Annotated in this window: 22 protein-coding genes; 5 read left to right on the forward strand and 17 right to left on the reverse strand. The window is 74.4% G+C overall.

Annotation, left to right across the window (positions count from 1 at the left end; all coding sequences use genetic code 11):
* Positions 1-96 precede the first annotated feature (96 nt).
* Positions 97-1248, forward strand: a complete 1152-nt coding sequence (locus L7N97_RS09275; protein WP_237478024.1) for a Gfo/Idh/MocA family protein — start codon at positions 97-99, stop codon at positions 1246-1248.
* A gap of 82 nt (positions 1249-1330) precedes the next feature.
* Here L7N97_RS09275 and bchO read toward each other — a convergent pair whose 3' ends face one another.
* The 11 genes from bchO to L7N97_RS09325 form a co-directional block, all read right to left on the reverse strand.
* Positions 1331-2236 carry an alpha/beta fold hydrolase BchO gene (gene bchO, locus L7N97_RS09280; RefSeq protein ID WP_237478025.1) on the reverse strand — a complete coding sequence of 302 codons (906 nt, stop codon included), beginning with the start codon at positions 2234-2236 and terminating at the stop codon, positions 1331-1333.
* Complete coding sequence (locus tag L7N97_RS30175) at positions 2233-2919, reverse strand: VWA domain-containing protein (RefSeq protein WP_309242774.1); 687 nt, start codon at positions 2917-2919, stop codon at positions 2233-2235. Before L7N97_RS30175 ends, bchO begins: the two co-directional genes overlap by 4 nt.
* Positions 2919-4010, reverse strand: coding sequence for a hypothetical protein (locus tag L7N97_RS30180; RefSeq protein ID WP_309242775.1), 1092 nt, complete (start codon positions 4008-4010; stop codon positions 2919-2921). Before L7N97_RS30180 ends, L7N97_RS30175 begins: the two co-directional genes overlap by 1 nt.
* Entirely contained in the window at positions 4007-5062 is a 1056-nt protein-coding gene (bchI, locus tag L7N97_RS09290; protein WP_237478026.1) for a magnesium chelatase ATPase subunit I, read from the reverse strand. Before bchI ends, L7N97_RS30180 begins: the two co-directional genes overlap by 4 nt.
* 670 nt (positions 5063-5732) lie before the next feature.
* A complete protein-coding gene (locus L7N97_RS09295) occupies positions 5733-7058 on the reverse strand; it encodes a TadE/TadG family type IV pilus assembly protein (RefSeq protein ID WP_237478027.1) in 1326 nt (441 codons plus the stop codon).
* 68 nt (positions 7059-7126) lie between these two features.
* On the reverse strand, positions 7127-7657 hold the full coding sequence (locus L7N97_RS09300; RefSeq protein WP_237478028.1) for a TadE/TadG family type IV pilus assembly protein: 531 nt from the start codon (positions 7655-7657) through the stop codon (positions 7127-7129).
* Complete coding sequence (locus L7N97_RS09305; RefSeq protein WP_237478029.1) at positions 7654-8232, reverse strand: TadE/TadG family type IV pilus assembly protein; 579 nt, start codon at positions 8230-8232, stop codon at positions 7654-7656. Before L7N97_RS09305 ends, L7N97_RS09300 begins: the two co-directional genes overlap by 4 nt.
* Before the next feature lie 207 nt (positions 8233-8439).
* A complete protein-coding gene (locus tag L7N97_RS09310; protein ID WP_237478030.1) occupies positions 8440-8652 on the reverse strand; it encodes a hypervirulence associated TUDOR domain-containing protein in 213 nt (70 codons plus the stop codon).
* Between the two features lie 23 nt (positions 8653-8675).
* On the reverse strand, positions 8676-9986 hold the full coding sequence (locus L7N97_RS09315; protein WP_237478031.1) for a hypothetical protein: 1311 nt from the start codon (positions 9984-9986) through the stop codon (positions 8676-8678).
* Positions 9987-10107: 121 nt separating this feature from the next.
* Positions 10108-10365: a helix-turn-helix domain-containing protein gene (locus L7N97_RS09320; protein ID WP_237478032.1), complete on the reverse strand. Its 258-nt coding sequence runs from the start codon at positions 10363-10365 to the stop codon at positions 10108-10110.
* A 73-nt stretch (positions 10366-10438) separates the two neighbouring features.
* Positions 10439-10840 carry a hypothetical protein gene (locus L7N97_RS09325; RefSeq protein WP_237478033.1) on the reverse strand — a complete coding sequence of 134 codons (402 nt, stop codon included), beginning with the start codon at positions 10838-10840 and terminating at the stop codon, positions 10439-10441.
* A 121-nt stretch (positions 10841-10961) separates the two neighbouring features.
* Here L7N97_RS09325 and L7N97_RS09330 point away from each other — a divergent pair, with 121 nt between their 5' ends.
* Positions 10962-11327: a hypothetical protein gene (locus L7N97_RS09330; RefSeq protein ID WP_237478034.1), complete on the forward strand. Its 366-nt coding sequence runs from the start codon at positions 10962-10964 to the stop codon at positions 11325-11327.
* 21 nt (positions 11328-11348) lie between these two features.
* Here the strand turns inward: L7N97_RS09330 and L7N97_RS09335 are convergent, their stop codons facing one another.
* The 3 genes from L7N97_RS09335 to L7N97_RS09345 all read right to left on the reverse strand — a co-directional run bounded on the left by L7N97_RS09335 (position 11349) and on the right by L7N97_RS09345 (position 13837).
* The gene (locus L7N97_RS09335) at positions 11349-11846 is read right to left on the reverse strand and encodes a GFA family protein (protein ID WP_237478035.1); all 498 of its coding nucleotides are present in this window, start codon (positions 11844-11846) and stop codon (positions 11349-11351) included.
* Between the two features lie 4 nt (positions 11847-11850).
* On the reverse strand, positions 11851-12885 hold the full coding sequence (gene mgrA, locus L7N97_RS09340; protein WP_237478036.1) for an L-glyceraldehyde 3-phosphate reductase: 1035 nt from the start codon (positions 12883-12885) through the stop codon (positions 11851-11853).
* 112 nt (positions 12886-12997) lie between these two features.
* A complete protein-coding gene (locus tag L7N97_RS09345; protein WP_237478037.1) occupies positions 12998-13837 on the reverse strand; it encodes a PhzF family phenazine biosynthesis protein in 840 nt (279 codons plus the stop codon).
* A 158-nt stretch (positions 13838-13995) separates the two neighbouring features.
* Here L7N97_RS09345 and L7N97_RS09350 point away from each other — a divergent pair, with 158 nt between their 5' ends.
* Positions 13996-14760 carry a superoxide dismutase gene (locus tag L7N97_RS09350; protein ID WP_237478038.1) on the forward strand — a complete coding sequence of 255 codons (765 nt, stop codon included), beginning with the start codon at positions 13996-13998 and terminating at the stop codon, positions 14758-14760.
* A 455-nt stretch (positions 14761-15215) separates the two neighbouring features.
* On the opposite strand, the gene L7N97_RS09355 is transcribed toward L7N97_RS09350, so the two are convergent.
* From L7N97_RS09355 to L7N97_RS09365, 3 genes are all read right to left on the reverse strand, one after another.
* A complete protein-coding gene (locus L7N97_RS09355; protein ID WP_237478039.1) occupies positions 15216-15764 on the reverse strand; it encodes a hypothetical protein in 549 nt (182 codons plus the stop codon).
* Between the two features lie 102 nt (positions 15765-15866).
* Entirely contained in the window at positions 15867-16187 is a 321-nt protein-coding gene (locus L7N97_RS09360) for a hypothetical protein (protein ID WP_237478040.1), read from the reverse strand.
* 116 nt (positions 16188-16303) lie between these two features.
* Positions 16304-17176 (reverse strand): LysR family transcriptional regulator, encoded by an 873-nt coding sequence (locus L7N97_RS09365; protein WP_237478041.1) that lies wholly within the window; start codon positions 17174-17176, stop codon positions 16304-16306.
* 123 nt (positions 17177-17299) lie between these two features.
* Between L7N97_RS09365 and L7N97_RS09370 the strand changes: the two genes are divergently transcribed.
* Both L7N97_RS09370 and L7N97_RS09375 read left to right on the forward strand, forming a co-directional pair.
* Entirely contained in the window at positions 17300-17590 is a 291-nt protein-coding gene (locus L7N97_RS09370) for a DUF1127 domain-containing protein (RefSeq protein ID WP_237478042.1), read from the forward strand.
* 73 nt (positions 17591-17663) lie between these two features.
* Complete coding sequence (locus L7N97_RS09375; protein ID WP_237478043.1) at positions 17664-18674, forward strand: DUF2891 domain-containing protein; 1011 nt, start codon at positions 17664-17666, stop codon at positions 18672-18674.
* Positions 18675-18684 lie beyond the last annotated feature (10 nt).

Consider the following 18684-nt stretch of genomic DNA (forward strand, 5'->3'; position numbering starts at 1 on the left):
CCGGCCCCGGCGCGGCCGCGTCACTGAACGCGGCTCCCGCCCTGCCACCCCGCCCCGGCGCGCCGCGTTGGCGGGGGACACCGGAGAACGCGCCGCATGAGCATCCTGTCCGCCCTGGGCCTCGGCAAGAAGGTCCGCTACGCCGTCGTCGGCCTCGGCGACATCAGCCAGGAGGCGATGCTGCCCGGCATCGCCCACACGGGCAATTCCGAGCTCGTCGCCCTGGTGACCGGCGACGCCGAGAAGGCCGAGGGCGTCGGGAAGCAGTACGGCGTCGCGGCGCATTACTCCTACGACGAGTTCGGCGCGATGATCCGCTCCGGCACGGTCGACGCCATCTATCTCGCGACGCCCAACTGGCGCCACGCCGAATTCGCCGTGCCGGCGCTGGAGGCCGGCATCCACGTGCTGGTGGAGAAGCCGCTCGAGGTCACGCTGGAGAAGTGCCGCGCCATCATCGCGGCGGCCGAGACGGGCCGCGCCAAGCTGATGGTGGCCTACCGGCTCCACTTCGAGCCCGCGACGCTCGCCGCGGTGGACCGCGTGCGCTCGGGCGACTTCGGCGAGCTGATCCTGTTCTCCTCCGTGTTCACGCAGATGGTGGCGCCGGAGAACCACCGCGCGCAGAGCGGCGAGGAGGCAGGGCCGGTGTTCGACATGGGCCCCTACCCGATCAACGCCTGCCGCATGATGTTCGAGGACGAGCCGGTCGAGGTCGTGTCCGCGGTGGCGACGCGCCACCCGCAGGCCGGCTTCGGCGACATCGACGACACGGTGGCGGCGACCCTGCGCTTCCCGGGCGACCGGCTCGCGCATTTCGTGCTGAGCTACTACGGCAACCGCGTCGACACCTTCACGGTGGTGGGCACGAAGGGCAGCCTCAAGCTCGACCCCTGCTTCATGTACGGCATGCCGCTCCAGCACGAGGAAACGATCGGCGACTCCAAGTCGACGACGAGCTTCAAGAGCACCGACCATTTCGGCGGCGAGATGAAGTATTTCTCGCAGTGCATCCTCGACGGCGCCGAGGTCGAGCCCGACGGCGAGGAGGGCTACGCGGACGTCCGCGTGATCCTCGGCATTCTGGAGGCCGTGAGGACGGGCGGCCCGGTGAAGCTCGAACCCTTCACCCGGACGAAGCGCATCGACACGCGCCGCCAGAAGGAGGCGCTGTCGCCGAAGTCGCCGCCCGGGCTCGTGAAGGCGTCGAACCCGTCGCGCGACAAGGACGCGTCGCCGAAGAACTGACCGGGCGCGGCATGCTCTGCCCGCGTGACGGGCTCGGAGAAACCTCGAGCGGTCGCACCCGGCCGATCTCACGGAAGCCGCATCACCCCCCGGGCGGCGGAGCCTCCGCCAGCAGCCCGTCGCGCCGCGCGGCGTCGAGGAGGGCGTCGGCGACCAGCGGCGGCTTCTCCTCGTGGGCGAGGTGGCCGACGCCCTTCAGCGCCACCACCTCGGCCGTGGGCAGGATCTTCCTGACGGCGGCGGCCGTGGCGGGCGGCACGGCGCGGTCGGTGGCAGCCGTCACCAGCGTCAGCGGCACGGGCAGGCGGGAAAGGTCGCGGGCGAGGCCGTCGAGGTCCCAATGCGTCATCATGCCGAGCGCCGCCGCGACGTGGCCGGGGTTGCCCATCAGCGCCGCGTATTGGCGCACGCCGTCGCGGTCGATGCGCGAGCCCATGTTGCCGATGAGGCGCTTCACCGATTCCTCCCCGGCCAGGAACGCGAAGACGCGCGGCGCGATCGGGTTGGCGTAGAGCGCGCGGGCGAGGCCGGGCGCGACGCGGCCGGTGAGGCCGTCGAAGGGCAGGAGCGCGCCGTTGAGGCTGACGATGCGCTTCGGCCGGAACTCCGGCGCGTCGAGCGCGGTGCGGCACAGCACCGCCGCGCCGGCCGAGTGGCCGGCCGCCATCTCGGGCGCGAAGCCGGTGGCGCCGAGCAGCGCGCGCAGGAGGTCGCGCATCACCGGCAGCGACAGCCGGCCGCCCGGCGGCATCTCCGTGAAGGCGTGGCCCGGCAGGTCGGGGATCAGCAGCGAGAAATGCGGGGCCAACAGCGGCGCCAACGCCCGGAACGAGTGGGTCGAGGCCGCGGTGCCGTGCAGCAGCAGCAGGCGCGGCCCCTGCCCCATCTCCTGCACGTGCCAGCGGATGCCGCCGGCGCGCAGGAAGCGGCTGTGCTCCCGGTTGGGCCAGGCGCGGCCGTCGGTGTCCCAGTCCAGCCTGGCGCTCATGGGGTCCTCGGTGGTTCCGCGGCGGACTTCACGGCGCGGGCGATGCCGCGCGCGTCCGCCATGGGGAGCGGGAGATAGGTCGCGCCCATCTCGGCGGCGAGGCGCGCCGCGGCGGGGCCGGGGCGCGGCGAGGTGTCGATCACGAGGCACGCCACCCCGGCCGCGCGCAGGAGCCGCGCCGCCGCGTGGGCTTCGTCGGCCGCGCGGGCGCGGTCCGCGGAGCCGTCGCGGGCGACGTTGCCGCGCCCGTCCGTCAGCAGCGCCACCACGGCGCGGCGCCCGTCGCGCGCCGCCGCGGCGGCGAGGTCGGCCGCGGCGGCGAGGCCGGCCGCGAGCGGCGTGGCGCCGCCGCCGGGCAGGCTCGCGAGCTCGCGCTTGGCGCGAGCGGGCGAGCGGGTCGGCGGCAGCAGCAGCTCGGCGGCGCGGCCCCGGAAGCCGATCAAGGCGACGTCGTCGCGCCGCACGTAGCATTCCGCGAGCAGCAGCTCGACGGCCCCCTTGGCCTCGGCGAGCCGGCCCATCGCGGCCGAGCCCGAGGCGTCGACGGCGAAGATCGTGGTGGTGCGCTGCCGGTCGCGGCGGCGCGCGACGCGGAAGTCGTCGCGGCGGATGCGGAGCGGCTCCGCAGGCGACGCGCGGCCCCGCATCGCCTGCCAGGGCGCGGCGGCGCGCAGCGTCGCCATCACGTCGAGCCGCGCGCCGCGGCCGGGCTCGCCCGGCGCGACCCGGCCGGCCGGCCGCGCGACCCCGCCGCCGCGGCGCCGCGCCGCGCGCCGGAGGCGCCGGCCCGCGCCGGTGAAAGCCGGCCGGCCAGCAGGGCCGCCAGCACGTCCGCCGGCAGCGCCGCCGCGGCGGCCGCGACCGCGAGGTCGTCGAGCGCCCCCGCGGGCCGCTCGGCGTCGCCCCCGCCGTCGGCAGCGTCGCCGGTGGCATCGCCGGCCGCGTCCGGCGGCGCGTCGGGCTCGGCCGCGGTCTCCTCGGGCGCGGGCGCGACGGGGGCCCGCGTGGCGCGGGGGCCGAGCACGAGGCGGGACGCCGCCGACACGTCGGCGGGCCCGACGTCCGTTCGGCCATCCAGGGCCGCAGAAGCGCGGGCGACGCGCATCGCCAGGAGCGGCGCCCGCAGCCCGGCGACGCCGAGCGCTTCCGCGGCCGCGCAGAAGGCCTCGGCCACCTCGGCGCCGGCCGCCACGCGCACCAGCCGGGCGCGCGCCGCCGCGACCGCCTCGGGCTCGGGCGGCATGGGCCCGCAGTCGCGGTGGCCGACCTCCGACAGGTCGAGCCGCATCGCGACGCGGTCGAGCAGACCCGCGGGCGCGCCCTCGTCGGGGCCGCGGCCGTCGTCGAGCAGCACGGGCCCGAGGCGCGCCTCGGCCTGCGCCGCGATGCCGTCGCGCTCGACCCGGACGAGGCCGGTGTCGAGCGCCGCGCCGAGGTGGGACGCCGCGGCGGGATCGAGCCGCTCCGCCGCGGCGACGAGGAGCACGCCGCCGTCGGCCTCTGCGAGGAGGCCGCGTGAGGCCACGAGGCGGCCGCTCCCCAGCGTCGCGGCGAGGTCGAGGCCGCCGAGCAGCCGAGCCTCGGGCGTGCCGGCCGGCAGGCGGCGCCAGGGCGTGCCGGGGGCGAGGTGCCCCCGGAGCCCGGCGAGCCAGCCGTCGCGGGCCGGGCCGGGCGGCCCGCGCAGCGCGATGCCGAGCGCGGGGTCGACGGCCATCAGCCGCGCCGCCAGGCAGGCGTCGGCCCAGCGGTCGCGCGGGGCCGGGCCCCCGGTCACGCCGGCACGAGCGCGGGGGCGCCGACCGAGGCCGGCAGCACCTCCTCGACGGCGCGGTCCACGCGGGCGGCCGAGCCCACCGCGTCCAGCGGGTCGCGGCGCAGGCGGTGGCGCAGCGCGAGCGGGGCGACGCGGCGCAGGTGCGCCTCCGCCACGGCCCGGTCGCCGTCGAGGGCCGCGAGGGCGCGGGCGGCGCGCAGCAGGGTGAGCTCGCCGCGCAGCCCGTCGGTGCCGAGCGCCACGCCGAGCCGCGCCGCGGCCTCCAGGGTCGCGCGGGGGGCGTCGACCGCGGGGAGGCGCTGGCGCGCCTCGGCCAGGGTGGCGCGCAGGTCCGCGTCGCGCCCGGCCCAGTCCCTGGCGAAGCCGGCGCGGTCGGCGTCGAAGCGGTCGCGCCGCACGACGATCTCGACGCGGGTGGGGATGTCGGACGGCGTGCGGATCTCGACCGACAGGCCGAAGCGGTCGAGGAGCTGCGGGCGCAGCTCGCCCTCCTCGGGGTTGCAGGAGCCCACCAGCACGAAGCGCGCGGGATGGCGGACGCTGAGCCCCTCGCGCTCGACCACGTTCTCGCCCGAGGCCGCGACGTCGAGCAGCAGGTCGACGATGTGGTCTTCCAGGAGGTTGACCTCGTCGACGTAGAGGAAGCCGCGGTTGGCGCGGGCGAGCAGCCCCGGCTGGAAGCGCGCCTCGCCGCTCACCAGCGCGCGCTCGATGTCGAGCGCGCCGGCGACGCGGTCCTCGGTGGCGCCGAGGGGCAGGTCCACCACCGGCACGGCGGCCTCGCGGGCGGGGAGCGGGCCGGCGTGACGCGCTTCCGCGCAGGCCGCGCAGTGCGGGGCGTCCTCGGCGGGGTCGCAGCCGTAGGGGCAGCCCTCCACCACGGCGATGCGCGGCAGCACGGCCGGCAGGCCCCGCACGGCGGTCGACTTGCCGGTGCCGCGGTCGCCCAGCACCAGCACGCCGCCGAGCGCCGGCTCGACCGCCGCCAGGGTCAGGGCCAGCTTCATCTCGTCCTGGCCGACGATGGCTGTGAAGGGAAAGGGGACGCTCATGCGCGGGAGCTTAAGGGCCGGGCCGCGCGAGCGCCAGCCGCCCCGCGCCGGCCGCCGATGCTTGGGGACGTCGGGCCGGCCGGGCCGAACTTTTTCCAAGCTCGTCCGTCGGGTCGGCAGCCTTCGTACCAGTCGTCAGGGACGCTGACGCATATCTGACGGATCACGCCGCACGCGCGGCGGCGCGCGTTCGCGCTGGCCGAGGGTCAGGAGTCCTGACCCTCGGTATCGGATGTCGGATCGATCCCATGATCCACGACACCGGTTACGCCTCTCCTCAGGGCGGCGCATGACGCGCCCACCCGCGGGCGGACCGGGACGGTCGCAACACAGACGCTGAAGCGCGACACGGTGGAGCCGGGCGAGGCTACGACGTCCAGCCAGCGCCTGACGATCTCGGACGACCAGAGCTCCGAGAAGGCCGGCCTGCGCGGCGGCTCGCGGCTCGAAGACGCCTCCTGCGTGAAAGGATCGCGGCCTGCGACCACGAGCGCACCCCCGAGCAGGCGGGTGACGCCGGGCTCGGCTGCGGAGGCGGTCGACCCCGGTGACGCGGCTGGAGAAGCACCGCTATCACGGCCGCGAGGTCCAGGCCTTGTCGGCCTGAAGTCCGCTCGCCTCCCGGCAAGGGCCGCCATCGGGCGGCGTCCCTGCCGGGTCCGGGGTTGCGTCACTGGGTGAGGTGCGCCGTGCCCACGGCCCTCACGAAGAGGGCCTGCATAGCCGCGTTGATGTCGCCGCCCGTGTTCACCTGGAAGAACAGGCCGGCGGAGGCACAGTTCTGCAGGGCCGTGGGGATGTTCGGCTGAAACGGCGCGACGTATTGATTGTAGAAGCCGTTCGTCGGAAGGGGGTTGTAGGTCGTGTACAGGATCGCGATCCGCACGCCGCGGTTCTTCAGCGGCGTGCAATAGTCGTATTGGTGACCGATGGTCGTGATCGTCCGGCCGTTGGTGGTCATGTCCGTGCTGCCGTAATTGGGATATTGCTCGTCGATGACGCCGTCCGTCACGATGAAGAGCACCTCCTGCGGCGTGTCGCCCTGGGCGTTGGTGCCCTTGCCCGGGTTGGGGATGTAGGCGCTGTTGGCCATCGCCTGGTCGAACTGCGTATCGGTGTCGTTGTTGCAGTTGTTGGCCGTGAGGCATCCGTTGCTGTAGACCTTCAGCATCTGAATGTTGCCCGTGTCGTTCTGGGCCTGGGCGAGGTTCGCGGTGAGGTTCGTGATGGTCTGGAACGACTGGTCGAACGTGTAGGTGGCGACGCGGTAGACGGCCTTGTTGGAGGCCTCCGTGCTGGACGCGGTCTGGATGAGGTTCGAGGTCGCCTGCTGGACGAGGTCGATCCGCAGGGCGACATTGAGCTGACGCGCGAGCGCGTAATTGTCCTCGCCGCCCGGATTGCCCGCGACGTCGCCCGCCGTCGGGTTCGTCTCGTGGCACGCGAAGGCGCAGCCGCCCTGCTGCTGCGTGTTGGCCACCATCTTGTCGATGCCGGCCTGGGTGGCCGCGATGCCCATCGACGGCGACGTGTCCAGCAGCAGGTAGAAGTCAATGTTCGGGGCGGTCGAGCTCGACACGCTGGAGCGGCCGCCGAGCGGCATCGTCTTCATGTTGAGCAGCGTCGCGAAGTTGTTCTTCGAGGTGCCGGTGAACGGGACGGTGGTGACGCGCGTGACGGCGCCGTTGGCGGCCGTCGTGTCCGTGACCGAGATGTTGGGGGCGGCCACGGCCGCGCCGCCGACGAGGGCCGCCTGCGCGTTGAACATGGTGACGGCGCTCGTCCGGGCAGCTGTGGAGGTCAGCGCCATGCCGGCCGGCGACGTCGTCATCAGCGCCGCGGCGTCCGCGATGGCCTTGAGCTGGGCTTCCCGGCGGCCGGCGAGCGTGTAGTCCAGCGACATGCCGATCACGCCGAGGATCGGCAGCGCCGCGATGGCGAAGATGATGGCGGCGTTGCCCGATCGGTCGCGGGCGAAGCGGGCGGGTCTCGACATGGGCGGCCTGCTGGAGATGGTCGGAACCGGTGGGGCCGCGGGTCCGGAGGACGCGGCGGACGGGAGCCTCAGCTCCCGGTGTAGGAGATCGAGGCGACCGAGCGCGGGCTCATGTAGAGGGCGCTCGACATCGCGATCGGCCCCGTGAGCTTGTAGCCGATGGCCGGGGTGAAGCTGTAGGTCACGCGCGCGAGCACGACCGAGGCGTTGGGCAGGCAGATCCCCGCGGGCAGGACGGCGACGGAGCCCGCCGCCAGGGCCGCGCCGTTCAGGGCCTTGCTCCAGGTGACCGTGGCCACGCCGGCCGCCGACACCTTGAACTGGGTCAGCACGATGCTGAGCGCGGAAGCGTCGAACGGCGCCATGACCTGGGCCGAGGCGTTGAGCACGGTGGACACGTCGCCGCCGCTCATCGTCGAATATTGCGTCGTCAGATCCGCGACGGTCCGGGCCGTCAGCGTCGTCTTGCGGTAGGCCGAGGTCGCCTCCGCCACCTGGTATCCGACGAGCACGATCACGAGCAGGATGGGGAGGACCAGCGAGAACTCGACGGCGCTGACGCCGCGGCGGTCGGCGCGGAAGCGGCGGAGCGCGCTCACTGATAAGGCTCGTTCTTGATGACCGCGGTCGCGAGCAGCAGGCGCGTGTTCCCCCTCTGATTGACGATGTTGAAGCCGAGAGCCCCCACCACGGGCAGGAGGTACATCACCCGGAGGACGACGATGCTGTTCGCGCCTCCGAGGTTGTAGGCCCACTGGTTGGTCACGTTGCCTTTGGCGTCGTAGGTGATCGTCGGCGCCGAAGTGTTCGAGCCCGAGAAGGTCGTGTACACCTGAGCGTCGACCATGACCCGCGAGCAGGACAGGATCGAGGGCAGGTTGCTGCAGAGGGCGGACAGGAACTGCGCCTGGGTCAGGCCGGCCGTCTGGGCGGAGCCGATGAGGACCGACCGCGACGTCTTCTCCGTGGCGACCTCGAGGGCGGACTGGGACAGGTAGACCAGGCCGAGCTGCAGCGCCGCGACCAGCAGCGCGATCAGGGGGGCGGCCACCAACGCGGTTTCGACCGCCGCCGCGCCAGAGCGATCGCGCCGGAAGCGACGCGCGAAGCCGCCGAGCCATCCGGCGCCGGTGCAGATTCCGTAGGGGAAGCTGAGCTTTGGGAACGAAGCCATCGAGAATTCGCGGTGGTTGCCCGACAACTATCTCGCCGATCTTCGTTCAACAAACATGCACCCGCCTCAAAGACGGGCGGAACTTGCGTCCGTCCTTAATGAAGTCTGACGACGACAGGCTCGACCGTGGCGATCCGTCGTTTCGCCTCGCCCGCGCGGCGGGGTCCAGCCGCGCAGGAGCATCGCCCGATCTCCGTGGGGATCGCGTCAGCCCTTCTTGAGCTCCTCCGGCTTGTGCACGGCCTCCTTGCCGGACTTGTCGCTCTTCACCACCACCTGCGGCTCGTCCTCGGTGGCCTTCGCGGTATGGCCTTTGATCTTGGTCGTCGAGGTGACGATCTTCTCGACCGTGCCGTGGGTCTCGCCCCCCGCGGTGTCCCACTTCACCTCGTCACCCTTCTTCGGCAGCTTCGTCGTCATGCGCCTTCCCCGGTTGCGGCGCGTCAACGCGGCGGGGCGGCGTCGGGTCCCGGCGGGCGGGCGGGCAGCGTCACGGTCCAGGCGTCGTCGGTGTCGTCGTCGGCCCGCGACGGGTTGATGACGATCCGGACCGCAGCGCCGCGGTCGATGGCGCGCGCCGGCTCGGCCCAGGGCAGGCGCGGATAGGGGAGCTTGATCCAGGGGTCGACCGCGGCGAGCATCAGCGCCACGCCGACCAGCCCGGCCAGCGACGACGGGCGGAGCCGCAGGAGGCACAGCGCCAGCGTCCACAGCACGACGAGGCGGGGGCCGTAGAAGTAGCGCTCCGCCGATCCTGGGGCGTCGAAGTAGGCGTTGGCGTCGATGAAGCGCAGAAAGGTCGCGAGCAGGCCGAGGCCCGCGAAGAGGTAGAGCCGGGCGGCGAGCCGCGGGACCGAGCAGGCCGCCACCGCGGCCGCCACGGCCAGCGCCGCGGCGGCGCGGACGTGGGCGGGCCGCAGGGTGCGCCCGGCATGGGCCGCTTGGCCGATCCAGCGGTCAAGCAGGGTGGCGGCGAAGTGCAGCGGCGCCACGGCGTCCGGCTCGGCGGGGAACTTGGGCTCCTGCGCCACGAAGGCGATCTGCACGGCCGCGCCGCACAGGGCCAGGATGCAGAGCAGCCGGGCGAAGCCGTCCCGCCCCTCGTCCCGCAGGCGCCACAGTGCCAAAGGCGCGGCGAAGATCGAGAACGGGCCCGTGAGGCTCGCCGCCGCGACGAAGGCCAGTTGGTTGCCGCGGGCCAGCCGCCCCGGCGGCGCGGGCGTGGCCAGGACCAGGGCGAGCGCCGGCCCGGTCAGCCATTGGATGTTGGTCAGCGTGCCGAAGACCTCGCCGTAGGTGGGCGGCAGCAGCATGAGGGGCGCCAGCACCCAGGCGTGGCGCTGCCCCGTCGACGCCACCGTGGCGGCCGCCCAGGCCACGGCGGCCGTGGCGAACAGGAGGTAGAGCACGGGCGCCCGCGGGGACGGGAAGGCCGAGGTCGCCAGCGCGGCGAGCCGGGGCAGGACGTGGAGGTAGCCCGCGTAGGGCGTGACGAGGGCGCCCAGGCCGTCCAGCTTGGCGTCGACGAAGAAGACCCGCCCGTCCTCGGAGATCAGCTGCGGATGCACGGCCGACTGGCCGCTGCGCCACAGGTAGAGCGCCACGGCCAGCGCGGTCGCCAGCGCGACGAGGCCCGCCCCGGCGCGCTCCGGCAGGAGGACGGCGGCGCGGTCGCGCCAGGACGCCGCCCCGAGTCGCGCGGCCTGCAGCGGCTGGAACAGCGCCACCCGGCGGTCCGCGTCGATCTCGGTCATGCGTCCGGCCCCCTGGTCCGCCGCGGAGCGGAGCGGAGCCGAGCCGCGACGCCGCCCGGATCCCGGCCGACGGGGCGATAGACGATCGCTCGATGTGCCACAAGGCACAAGATCCGGATCGTCAACCGGGAGGGGGGCGTCCGGGCGGCGCGGCTCGCCACCTCACCCCGGCCTCGCCGCCTTCGCCGTAGAGTTCCAGACCGGCCGCCTCGATGGCGCGGCGAATCTGGCGGGCGCGCTCGATCTGCACGGGGCATTCGCCGTCGGCCATCTCGGCCAGCTTGAGGATCGCGTGCGGCACACCGGCCCGCTCGGCGAACTTCGAGCGCGGCAGGCCGAGCAGGGCGCGGGCCTCGCGGATCTGCTTGCCGGTGATCATGGGGCTGATCGCGTCCTGGGAGGCGGCCGGGCGCGGCGCACCCGCAGAGCTACGAGACGGAGGCCGCGAAGTTTCAGCCCGCGGCGGCATCTCCCTCGCCCTCGTCCGCCCCGGATCGCGCCGCCCGGTCGACCGCGCGCCCGATGTCCGCACCCCAGTGATGCGCGGCGACGTTCTCGGCGTTGCGGATCAGGGCGAGCGCGACGCGGGGGTCGCCGCCCTCGAACGTGTGCGGATCGGCCCCGCACAGCCGGCAGCACAGCGCCTGATGGGCCACCGATACGAAATAACCGCGGACGGGTGGCGGATGCGATATCCCGGCCGCGGCCAGCCGTGCCGCGGCCGTGGCATGCGCTTCGTCCAGCGCCGCGTCGATCTTGGCGAGCAGCGCGTGGCGCACGTCCCAGTCGATGTCGGCATATCGTTCCTCGTCCGGGGTCATGACCGGGCAGGCTCGGGCCGTGGTGTCTTCCATTCGATCGCTCCCCGTTTATCCCGTGGACAGCTCGACCCTCGCCTGGCCGGCGCCCCGTGCCAAGCCGCCCCTTCCCCCGCCGCCGCGGTCGTGGTTCCTGGACCCGAACGGAGGCGATGCGATGCGACGAGTTCGGGCGATGGCGATGGCGGGCTTCACGATGGTGGGCTGCGCGCTGGCGGCGGGGCCGGCCCGCGCCGAATTCGCGAAGGGCCAGGAGCTGGTGCTGCTCACCGCCCATTCCGCCGTGCTGGCGGCGCAGCACTGCCCCTACGCGCTCGACGAGCGGCGGCTCGCCGCCTTCCTGTCCCGCAAGGGGCTGAAGCGCGCCGACCTCGACGCCGCGGGCAGCTATTCCGAGCTGCTGCGGGACGACATGGCGGCCGACGACGCGCGCTACCAGAACGAAACCGCGGCGGCCTGCGACCAGGCCTGGGCGTCCTTCGGGCCCGGCAGCCCGGTCGCCGGGCTGCTGCGGAGGAGGTGAAGCGCGGTCCTCGGACCGGCGTCACTCCACCCACAGCCCGCGCGCCCGGTGCCACTCCTCGATCGACTGCGCCGGATAGTCGTCGAAGCAGGCGTCGCCGGCGCCGAGCTGCGGCACGACCCAGGGCGCGCGCGATTCCAGCAGGATGTGCGTGCCCTCCGGCGGCACGGGAAGCGCCGTGTCGACGGCCGAGGCGAAGGGATGGATCAGCTCCGGCCAGCGCGGGTCCCACAGCCACAGCGCGGCGGCGCAGAGCGAACAGAAGCTCCGCTCCGCCGACGACGTGAAGCGCTCGCCCGCGGCGTCGACGAACTCCGCCCGGTAGACGCGGCGCGCCCCGTCCGGATCCTCGACGGCCAGCGAGGCCGCGACCCCCATGATGTTGATCGCGAAGCCGCCCCCGCCCGCCGTCTTGCGGCACACGGTGCAGTAGCAGCGCTGGTAGGGCTGCGGCGTGTGGCTGTCGAGCGCGAAGCGCACGGCGCCGCAGTGGCACGAGCCCTCGAGCCGCAGCGGCACGCCCCTACTCCGGCCGGATGGCGGACTGGCTGCGCCACAGGTCGATGCCGCCCTCGGTGGCGTGGCGGTCGATGGCGGCGAGCTCGTCCGGCGTGAAGTCGAGCCGGTCCAGCGCGGCGAGCGAATCGTCGAGCTGGGCGACCGAGCGGGCGCCGATCAGCGCCGAGGTGACGCGCGGGTCGCGCAGCACCCAGGCGATGGCCATCTGCGCCAGCGTCTGGCCGCGCGCCTTCGCGATGGCGTCGAGCGCGCGGACGCGGGCGACGTTCTCCTCCGTGACGAGGCTCGCCGCGAAGGAGCCGCCCTTGCCGGCGCGCGAGCCCTCCGGCACGCCGCCGAGGTACTTCGAGGTCAGGAGGCCCTGCGCCAGCGGCGAGAAGGCGATGCAGCCCGCGCCGATCTCCGCCAGCGTCTCCAGCAGCCCCTCCTCGACCCAGCGGTTCAGCATGGAATAGGAGGGCTGGTGGATCAGCAGCGGCGTGCCGAGGTCCTTCAGGATCGCGTGGGCGCGGCGCGTCAGCTCGGGGGAATAGGAGGACACGCCGACGTAGAGCGCCTTGCCGGAGCGCACGAGGTGGTCGAGCGCCCCCATGGTCTCCTCCAGCGGCGTCTTCGGGTCCGGCCGGTGGTGGTAGAAGACGTCGACGTAGTCGAGGCCCATGCGCTTCAGCGAGGCGTCGCAGCTCGCGACGAGGTATTTGCGGGAGCCGAAGTTGCCGTAGGGGCCCGGCCACATGTCCCAGCCCGCCTTGGACGAGATGACGAGCTCGTCGCGGTGCGGGCGGAAGTCGAGGTCCATCCAGCGGCCGAAGTTCGCCTCGGCCGAGCCGTAGGGCGGCCCGTAGTTGTTGGCGAGGTCGAAGTGGGTCACGCCGCGGTCGAAGGCGCGGCGCAGCACGGCGCGGCCCGTCTCGAACACGTCGGTGCCGCCGAAGTTCTGCCAGAGCCCGAGCGAGATCGCCGGCAGGTCGAGCCCGGAGCGGCCGCAGCGGCGGAAGCGCGCGACCTCGTAGCGGTCGGCGGCGGGCAGGTAGGTCATGGCGTTCCCTCGGTTTGTCGGACTTATGCCGACGCGCGGAGATTGTTCCGCGTCCCCGCCGTGCGTCAACCGCGGCGCCCGTCCCCGCGCGGCCGGGCGGCCCGCTCCGCCCCTACCCTTCCCGGCCCGCGAACAGCGTCTCGGTCCGGCCACCGATCCACACGCGCCCGTCCGCGTCCTGCTCGGCGTGGACGCGGCCCCGGCGGCCGAGCCGCGCGCCCTGCGCCGCCACGTAGGCGCCCCGCGCGCGGCCGGCGGCGAACAGCCACTGCGCCACGGACGCGTTGAGGCTGCCCGTCACCGGGTCCTCGACGACGCTGCCGGCGGGGCCGGAGAAGAAGGCGCGCAGCTCGAAATCCGCGTCCCCGCCCGGCGCGTGCGGGCCGACGAGGCCGACGTCGACCCGGCGCGGGTGGTGGCGCGCCGGCTCCACCGCCAGCACCTCCGCGGCCGAGCCCAGCATCAGCCCGAGCCAGCCCGGCCCGTTGTCGACCCAGCGCGCCTCCACCACGGCCGAGCGGGGCAGCCGCACCACCGCCAGCGCCTCGTCGAGCTCCGCGTCGCTCGGGGGTCCGCCGCGCAGGAGCGGGGGCGCCGCGAAGGCGAGCCGCTCGCCGCCCGTCCGCACCGGCACGAGCCCCGCGCCGCACTGCTGCACGACGCGCCCCGGCGCGCGCGGCCGCCCGCCCCCGGCCAGCCAGGCGTGGCACGAGCCCAGCGTCGGGTGGCCCGCGAAGGGCAGCTCGTGGAGGGTCGTGAAGATGCGGACGCGGTAGTCGGCGCCGGAGTCGGTCGGCGGCAGCAGGAAGGTCGTCTCGGACAGGTTGGTCCACGCGGCGATGCGCTGCATCTCCCCCGTCGTCAGCCCCTCGGCCTCGGCCACCACCGCGAGCGGGTTGCCGGAGAAGGGCCCGGTGCCGAAGACGTCGACGAGGTGGAAGGGGCGAGGCATGGCGGCGGCTCCCGATCGAGGTGCGGGGCAGCGTCGCACCGCCGCCGCCGCGGCGACAGGGACAGTGCGCCGCGGATCCGCCGGACTGTTCCGCCGCGCCGCATGGACGGCGGGCCGGCGCTGCGGCAGGCTGGGCCCCGACCCGAGGAGGCCGTCCGATGATCCCGCTGCTCCGCCGCACCGTCCTCCTCGGCTCCGCCGCGCTCGCTTTGGCGCCCGGCCTGCGCCGCGCCCGCGCGGCCGAGCCCGCCGCCGCGACGCCTCCGGCGCCCGTCGACGTCAGGGCTCGGCTCGCCTACCCCTACGCGCTGCCGCCCCTGCCCTACGCCTACGAGGCCAATGCGCCGACGGTCGACGCCGAAACCATGCGTCTCCACCACGACAAGCACCACGCCGCCTACGTGGCGAACCTCAACGCGGCGCTGAAGGACCACACGGAACTGCACGACGTGGCCCTGCCGGACCTGCTGGCGCGGCTCGACACGCTGCCCGACGGCGTCCGCGCGGCGGTGCGCAACAACGGCGGCGGCCACGCCTGGCACACGATGTTCTGGCAGGTGATGGGCGGGCGCGGCGGCGCGCCGGAGGGCGAGCTCGGCGCCGCCGTGGCGCGCGACTTCGGCTCCTTCGACGCCCTGAAGGCCGCCTTCGCCAAGGCGGGCGCGGGCCAGTTCGGCTCGGGCTGGGCGGCCGTGACGGCCGACCGCGAGGGCAAGCTGGCGCTGCTCGCCCGTCCCAACCAGGACTCGCCCCTGATGGAGGGGAAGAGCGTGCTGTTCGGCAACGACGTGTGGGAGCACGCCTACTACCTCACCTACCGGAACCGCCGGCCGGACTACCTCGCGGCGTGGTGGAACGTGGTGGACTGGGGGCGGGTGGCCGAGCGCTACGCGGCGATCCGGGGCGGGGCGACGGTGGTGTGAGCGGCGCGGCCGCCCTCCCGTCCCGCCGCGGCCGCGACGTGCCCGCCTCGCGCCGTCATCGCGAGCGGAGCGACGCGATCCAGCCCTGGGGCGCCGCGACGGGCGTCGCGCCTGCATGCTCGCCTCGACCCGGTCCGCGACCGGCCCATTGGAGTGGGCCGCCGGCTTCGGCCTTGCGTCCCTCGATATCCTGCCCCACTCCGCCGCCGCCGTAGGCACGCACCAGGTCGGGCCGCCGATGACGTCGCTCGCCGACGCGCTCTTCAGGGACATGAAGAACGGCGCAGTTGCCTCTTCGCAAAATCGCGGCGTCGACCTGCACCCACTGGCATCCAGTCCGAAACCGACACCAACGGACCGATCGCCGCCGTCGAGAACCCGCTCACCCGCGGCCTCGACGCCCCGGCGGACAGCCGCGCCGGGATGTCCGCGGGCCCGCCACCCCGTCCCCTCCCTCACGCCCCCGAGGCGTCGTCCACGGCGACGAGCAGCGCCCGGTGGGCGGTCGAGCCGCGGCCGAAGGCCGAGATGATCTTGGCGTGCAGCCCGTGGGACAGGCCCAGCGCCTCGGCGGCCTGGCGCTCCGCCGACTCGGCCCGCGCGCGCTCCGCCTCGAGCTGGGTTTCGGCGAGCTCTGCGCGCTGTTGCGCGGTGGCGAGCCGGCGCTCCAGCTCCTGCGCCTCGGTCTTGAAGCCGGCGGCGAGCTTCTGCCAGTCGAGCACCTTCGCCTGCGCGGCCATAACGGCGCCCTCGGCCCGCATCGACACCTCCTCGATCGAGGCTTCGAGCTGGTCGCGGCGGTCGTACAGGATCTCCAGCGCCTTGGCGGCGCAGTCGAGCAGGCTCAGCGCCGTCTGGTAGTGGCGCGGCGTCAGCGACACCGGCTCGGCGGGATCGGGCGTCGCCAGCAGTTCAAGGCGCCCCTGCGCCGCCGTCGGCTCCGAAGCGCCACCGTCGATGATGGAAATGATGCCCCGATCGGGACGCGAAGACGTCGTCCTCATGGCAGGTTGCGCGAGGCTCAAGGCGAATCTCCCCAGAGTAAACCATCAGATGATGGATATGACCATCTGTTCTACTTCTGCTGTTCAGCGTATCGCAGCCTTTCACCGTCGCCGCAACCGTTCGAACGCGGCGTCGGTGGACGGCCCGCGGCCGCTCACGGCGGGCGGGCCCAGCCGCCCCTCCATCGCGATGGCGACCCGCTCCAGCGCGTAGCGGGCGATGGCGGCGTTGCGGGCCGTGGGCGTCGCCGTCGCGACGAGGCCGACCTTGCGGGCCGCGTCGAGCGGCGGGAACAGCGCGTCGCCGCCGTCGAGCCGCACCGCGTCGAGCAGTTGCAGCATCCGCGGCGCGTCGAAGCCCCGGCCGTCCCGCAGGGGGGCCGCGGCGGCGAGAAAACGTTCGAGCGATGCGTCGTCGGCCATCCGGCGTCCCCCTGATGCGCCGCTCAGGGTGGCGGCAAGCGGGGGAGCGCGCATTATCACAGGCTGCACAGATCGCGGATCGGCCGAAGCGTCGGCGATGCGCCCGGCGGGGCGCGTCAGGCGGCCTCGCGCAGGCTCCCGAACGCCAGGCTGGCCCGCACCTCGTCGCACAGCGCCGCCGCCACGGGCGAGCGGCTGCCGGGCCGGCGCAGCAGCCCGAGCCGCATCGAGGGCAAGGCCGGCAGGCCCGACTCCGGGCCGAGCACGCGCTGGGTCGCGGCGTCCACCACCGCCAGCGGCAGCACCGTGATGGCCTGCCCGGCCCGCACCACCGGCGCGATGGCCGAATAATGCGACGAGGCCATGAAGTGCCGGTGCGCGATGCCGGAGCGCTCCAGCCCCTCGCAGGCCACCGTGCGCCAGCGGCAGGGCGGCGTCGACAGGGCCAGCGGCAGCGGGCGCTGCGCCTCGATCGCCCCGGCGCGGAGCCCCGCCACCCAGCACAGCGGCTCCTCGCGCAACACCTCGACGCCGGGGATGTCGTCCGACACCGTCACGACCCCGATGTCGATCTCGCCGGCGCGCAGCCGCTCCGCCACCTCGATGCTGGGGTGGCACAGCACGGACAGCTCCACGCCCGGGTGGCGCAGGGCGAAGCCGCCCACGAGGTCGCCGAGGAACATCTCGGCGTAATCGTCCGGGATGCCCAGCGCCACCCGGCCCGACAGGCCCTCGGCGGTGAGGTCGGCCAGCGCCGCCGCCTCCACCTGCAGGATGCGCCGGGCGTGGTCGACCAGCCGCTCGCCGTCCGGCGACAGCCGCGTGCCGCGCCCGTGCTTGACGAAGAGCGGCCGGCCGAGCCGCTCCTCGAGCCGCCTCACGTGCATCGACACGGCGCTCTGGGTCTTGTTCACGCGGTCCGCCGCGCGCGTGAAGCTGCCCGTGTCGACGATGGCCAGGAAGGAGCGGAGCTGATCGGTGTCGAGCATTGATCGATGCCGGTTCGCGATGGGACGCATGACAATCATTCGTTGGACCCATCGATGCGCCCGTCCCACCTTCCCGTCAAGGCCGATGCAGGCGCCCCCGCCGCCGGCCCGGAGGGTCAAGCCATGCTGTTCATGATCCAGAAGCCCCGCCCGACCGCCGCCGAGCGCGGCCTCGCCGCCCTGTCGCGCGCCGCCCGCGCCGTGCCGGCCGCGGTCGACGCCGTCGTCATGGGGCCGTTCCGCGCGCTGGAGAACCGGCGCCTGCTCGACACCATGGCGGCCATGAGCGACCACGACCTCCAGGACATCGGCCTCAGCCGCGGCGACCTGCGCGACGCGCTCGCGGCGCCGGTCGGCAGCGACGGCAGCCTGTTCCTCGCCAACCGGCGCGAGGAACGGCGGGGCAGGCGTTGACGGAACCCGCGGGCCCCCGGGGCGTCGTCGCGGCGCGGGCCGCGGCGGGGCGCGCCGCCGGGAGTGCTGGGGCATGCGGACGATCCTCACCGAAGGGCGCGCGGCGGCGCTGGCCCGCCTGGTGCTCGGCCACGTCGAGCGCGAGTATCCCAACAAGCTCGACCACGCGATGGACGGCCCCGCCGACGTCGCCGGGCCGTCGGCGCTGCACCCGGTCTTCTTCGGCTCCTTCGACTGGCACAGCTGCGTGCACGGCTACTGGACGCTGGCGCGCCTGCTGCGCCGCTTCCCCGTCGCGGCCGCGGCGGGCGAGATCCGCGCCCTGTTCGACCGCCGCCTGACCCCGGGCGCCGTCGCGGGCGAGTGCGCCTACCTGGCCCGCCCCGCGTCGCGCGGCTTCGAGCGGCCCTACGGCTGGGCCTGGCTGCTCAAGCTCGCGGCCGAGCTGCGCGGCCTCGACGAAGGCTGGAGCGCCGCGCTGGCGCCGCTCGCCGACGCCGTCCGGGACCGCTTCGTCGGCTTCCTGCCCGGTGCCGCCTACCCGGTCCGCAGCGGGGCGCACGGCAACACCGCCTTCGCGCTCGCGCTGGCGCGCGACTACGCGGTGGCGACGGCGGACGACGAGCTGCTCGGGCTCCTGTGGGAGAAGGCGGTCGACTGGTACGGGCGGGATCGCGGCTGCCAGGCCTGGGAGCCGGCCGGGGACGACTTCCTGTCGCCGGCCCTGGCCGAGGCGGAATGCATGCGCCGCCTCCTCCCCGCCGGCCAGTGGCGCCCCTGGTTCGACGCGTTCCTGCCGGAGCTGGCCGAGGGTCGCCCGGCGACGCTGTTCCGCCCGGCCGCGGTGAGCGACCGCACGGACGGCAAGATCGCCCATCTCGACGGCCTGAACCTGTCCCGCGCCTGGTGCTGGCGCGCCCTGGCGTCCGGCCTGCCGGCCGGCGACCCGCGCTGCGCCGCGATGGAGGGAGCCGCCGAGCGCCACCTGGATGCGGCGCTCGGCGAGGCCGTCGGGGACGGCGTCGGCCACTACATGGGCGAGCACTGGCTCGCGAGCTTCGCCCTGCTGGCGCTGGAGGCGTGACGCCCCGCCG

The organism is Lichenibacterium dinghuense (assembly GCF_021730615.1).
Taxonomy (GTDB): Bacteria; Pseudomonadota; Alphaproteobacteria; order Rhizobiales; family Beijerinckiaceae; genus Lichenihabitans; species Lichenihabitans dinghuensis.

Coding starts and splice junctions, on each gene's coding strand:
- L7N97_RS09315 (WP_237478031.1), bottom strand. CDS start 9,986: ATGACCGAGATCGACGCGGACCGCCGGGTGGCGCTGTTCCAGCCGCTG.
- L7N97_RS09305 (WP_237478029.1), bottom strand. CDS start 8,232: ATGGCTTCGTTCCCAAAGCTCAGCTTCCCCTACGGAATCTGCACCGGC.
- L7N97_RS09320 (WP_237478032.1), bottom strand. CDS start 10,365: ATGATCACCGGCAAGCAGATCCGCGAGGCCCGCGCCCTGCTCGGCCTG.
- bchO (WP_237478025.1), bottom strand. CDS start 2,236: ATGAGCGCCAGGCTGGACTGGGACACCGACGGCCGCGCCTGGCCCAAC.
- L7N97_RS30175 (WP_309242774.1), bottom strand. CDS start 2,919: ATGGCGACGCTGCGCGCCGCCGCGCCCTGGCAGGCGATGCGGGGCCGC.
- L7N97_RS09375 (WP_237478043.1), top strand. CDS start 17,664: ATGCGGACGATCCTCACCGAAGGGCGCGCGGCGGCGCTGGCCCGCCTG.
- L7N97_RS09325 (WP_237478033.1), bottom strand. CDS start 10,840: ATGGAAGACACCACGGCCCGAGCCTGCCCGGTCATGACCCCGGACGAG.
- L7N97_RS09275 (WP_237478024.1), top strand. CDS start 97: ATGAGCATCCTGTCCGCCCTGGGCCTCGGCAAGAAGGTCCGCTACGCC.
- mgrA (WP_237478036.1), bottom strand. CDS start 12,885: ATGACCTACCTGCCCGCCGCCGACCGCTACGAGGTCGCGCGCTTCCGC.
- L7N97_RS09295 (WP_237478027.1), bottom strand. CDS start 7,058: ATGTCGAGACCCGCCCGCTTCGCCCGCGACCGATCGGGCAACGCCGCC.
- bchI (WP_237478026.1), bottom strand. CDS start 5,062: ATGAGCGTCCCCTTTCCCTTCACAGCCATCGTCGGCCAGGACGAGATG.
- L7N97_RS09360 (WP_237478040.1), bottom strand. CDS start 16,187: ATGGCCGACGACGCATCGCTCGAACGTTTTCTCGCCGCCGCGGCCCCC.
- L7N97_RS09370 (WP_237478042.1), top strand. CDS start 17,300: ATGCTGTTCATGATCCAGAAGCCCCGCCCGACCGCCGCCGAGCGCGGC.
- L7N97_RS09330 (WP_237478034.1), top strand. CDS start 10,962: ATGCGACGAGTTCGGGCGATGGCGATGGCGGGCTTCACGATGGTGGGC.
- L7N97_RS09365 (WP_237478041.1), bottom strand. CDS start 17,176: ATGCTCGACACCGATCAGCTCCGCTCCTTCCTGGCCATCGTCGACACG.
- L7N97_RS09345 (WP_237478037.1), bottom strand. CDS start 13,837: ATGCCTCGCCCCTTCCACCTCGTCGACGTCTTCGGCACCGGGCCCTTC.
- L7N97_RS09355 (WP_237478039.1), bottom strand. CDS start 15,764: ATGAGGACGACGTCTTCGCGTCCCGATCGGGGCATCATTTCCATCATC.
- L7N97_RS09310 (WP_237478030.1), bottom strand. CDS start 8,652: ATGACGACGAAGCTGCCGAAGAAGGGTGACGAGGTGAAGTGGGACACC.
- L7N97_RS09350 (WP_237478038.1), top strand. CDS start 13,996: ATGATCCCGCTGCTCCGCCGCACCGTCCTCCTCGGCTCCGCCGCGCTC.